4 protein-coding genes and 2 pseudogenes are annotated in these 2607 nt (G+C 65.5%); 5 read left to right on the top strand and 1 reads right to left on the bottom strand.

Annotated features, from left to right (window positions below):
- The first annotated feature begins 11 nt into the window (after positions 1-11).
- From E6G06_22330 to E6G06_22310, 5 genes and pseudogenes are all read left to right on the top strand, one after another.
- Complete coding sequence (locus tag E6G06_22330; protein ID TML84837.1) at positions 12-296, top strand: hypothetical protein; 285 nt, start codon at positions 12-14, stop codon at positions 294-296.
- Positions 297-818: 522 nt separating this feature from the next.
- Positions 819-1180 (top strand): annotated as a pseudogene (locus E6G06_22325) (transposase).
- A 21-nt stretch (positions 1181-1201) separates the two neighbouring features.
- Complete coding sequence (locus E6G06_22320; protein TML84836.1) at positions 1202-1570, top strand: BON domain-containing protein; 369 nt, start codon at positions 1202-1204, stop codon at positions 1568-1570.
- 214 nt (positions 1571-1784) lie between these two features.
- A pseudogene (locus E6G06_22315) lies at positions 1785-2056 on the top strand (hypothetical protein).
- Positions 2053-2277, top strand: coding sequence for an ester cyclase (locus E6G06_22310; protein TML84835.1), 225 nt, complete (start codon positions 2053-2055; stop codon positions 2275-2277). The pseudogene E6G06_22315 and the gene E6G06_22310 overlap by 4 nt, the downstream one beginning before the upstream one ends.
- On the opposite strand, the gene E6G06_22305 is transcribed toward E6G06_22310, so the two are convergent.
- Positions 2246-2607, bottom strand: a 362-nt coding sequence (locus E6G06_22305; protein ID TML84834.1) for a transposase, incomplete at its 5' end; no start/stop codon positions are given. The two genes, E6G06_22310 and E6G06_22305, sit on opposite strands and share 32 nt — an antisense overlap.

Here is a 2607-nt window from a genome sequence, read left to right as displayed (position 1 = left end):
GGCCTCAGTTCTTGTGCGCAATTCCTGCAAACCTTGGCATCTCACGTGGGCTTGACGCCGGCGGGCCACCTCCGGGAGGACCGTTCCCCTCCCCCGCCCGGTCGTCGACGCGCTTACCGTCCACCTCGCCGAGTACGCCGAGTCCGGAGGGACGCGCTCGTCTCCCCCTCGCCGAGAGGTGGCCCAGTGCGAGGCGGGGGTGTTCCGCTCCCGGTTACTGGGACCGCGCCGTCGCGGCTGCGGGACTCGACGGGCTAACCCCGCACGGGCTGCGACACACCGCTATCAGCCTGTAGTGCTCGGCGGGTGCGACACCGAACGAGGTCGCCGCGCGGGCGGGGCACACGAACCGTGGCCACCTGCACCAAAACGGCAACCGCGACAACGTGCTCAGCGGCGATGACCTCGCGAACGCTCAGCCATGAGGCAACCGCCATGTGCGCGTACGTCTTCAGGGTACGGTCGAGCCGGTCCCACTTCTCGACCTTGCGGCCGAAGCCCATCGAGCTGAACAGCACCGCCCGGTTGTGCCACATCACGCCGGTCGCCTCGGGGACCTCGCCGAGGTGCTTGCGGCTGAGCCGCTTCAGCAGCCACCCGGACAGGCCGGTGATCTACGCTTGCGGGAGCCGAGGTGTGCTCGTCATGCTTGGTCCTCCTGTCGATGCGATCGACATGAAGACACCGCCCGCGCTCCGGCCGCGAACTCGACACGCGTCGCGTCCACATCGCAGGGGTCACCAAGCATCCGACCGGCGCCTGGACCACCCAAGCCGCCCGCAACATCATCAAACCGCTTCGCGGGCACGAGCCAGCTCTTGATCCGTGATCGCGACACCAAGTTCGAGGCCGGGTCCGACACGATCTTCGGCTCCGAACAGATCGCCATCATGACGGGCGCCAGTCGCGAACGCGTTCGCGGAACGCTGGATCGGGACGTTCCGCCGCGAATGCTTGGATCGCATCCTCATCCTGGGCGAGACGTCATCTCCGACGCGTTGTCGACGAGTACGTCGAGCACTACAACCAACATCGACCCCACCGATCGCTGCTACAGCGCACCCCGGACGCGGCCCACGACGGCGACCCGAGTGCCATCGCGGCCGGCGCCGGCTATCCGCACGTGCGACGCGACCGGATTCTCGGCGGCCTCATCAGCGAATACCGCAACGCCGCCTGAACACCACGACGCGGCGTGCGGGTGTCGCGGATCGACGACGGGGTAGGACAAACAATGCATCATTGCCTCGACGAAGGGAGACGCTCGATGGTTGCGCCGAACTTCATCCCTTGGACCTATCCCGACGACCGCTATTACTACGGCTGGTATGGCCAGCCATGGCTCGGCGAACCGACCGATGGCGACATCAAGGCCGCGGTCGTGGAGCGATTGAGGGTCAATCCCTTCACCAAAGACGATGACCTTACCGTCGACGTCAAAAAGAAGGTCGTCATCCTCACCGGCGACGTGTCGTCAACCCTGGCCAAGCGAGCCGCAGGCGACGACGCATGGGACACTCCAGGAGTAGTTGATGTGAGTAATCAACTTCAGGTGGTCGTGAGGCGCTAACGAGCCGTCGCGCCGATTCGTGCCTTTCTCCCGTTGGGTACGGTGCGGATTTGAGCGTGGGACTGGCGGATGCGCGTTCTTTTCTTGACTGAAGGAGGTGCGATCTATGGCCACGACCAAGCAGAAGCAGGCCGCGCGGCGCAACATCACGAAGGCCCGGGCCGTGCAGAGCACTCCGGCGCAGGGCAAGAAGACGCCCCGCCGCAGCGATGCGATGCGCACGGCGGAGAACCCACTGAGCGACAAGGCGTTCGCCTTTCCTGCGGAGCGCAAGGAGCCGCTGACTGACGCGGCCCACGTTCGCAACGCGATCGCGCGTTTCGATCAGGTCGAGGGTGTCAGTGACGCTGAGCGCGATCGCGCCTGGCGGCGCATCACGGCGGCGGCCAAGAATTCGATGTCGAGGTCTCGGCGGGCGATTGGCGCGAGCTGTTCAGAGGGGCAAGGCCACGAAGCGCTGAGGGCACCGCGCCGGACAGCGCGTGACCCGAGAACACGTGCGATTCCGAGAATTTGAAGCGAACGGGGCGCAAGCGCTGAAGGAAGTGCTCTCGAAGCTCCACCGAATCTTCGCCGACCTTCATGTGGCGGTTGAAGATGTCATCGCGAACGAGGACAAGGTCGTCACTCGGAATTTTGGTCACCGGTACCCTGTCGGGTGTCAGAACTCGATCGTCATGCTGCGGCGAGTTCATATTCGTGGATGAGTCCGCCGAGGACGTCGTGACGGCGGAGGTTCTCCAGCGGCACCGCGGTCGCTGCGTCCGCGGGAGGATCATCGGGCGAGCGGAGACCGAGGCCGCGATGGGGTCGGCGCTGGTTGTAGTGCCCGACAAAGATCGCCAGCACTCGTTGGAGATGGCGACGGTTGACGACGAGCAGATGGTCGAGACACTCGCGGCGAACGGTGCCGACCCATCGCTCGGCGAACGCGTTGGCCACCGGCGTCCGCACGGGCGTGCGGATGATCCGCGCTCCGATTGAACGCCAGACGTCATCGAAGGCGCGGCTGAACTTGGTGTCGCGGTCGCGGATCA

Source organism: Actinomycetota bacterium (assembly GCA_005888325.1).
Lineage (GTDB): Bacteria > Actinomycetota > Acidimicrobiia > Acidimicrobiales > AC-14 > AC-14.
The sequence above is the reverse complement of the archived record's forward strand: the minus strand, read 5'-3'. Positions and strand labels throughout refer to the sequence as shown.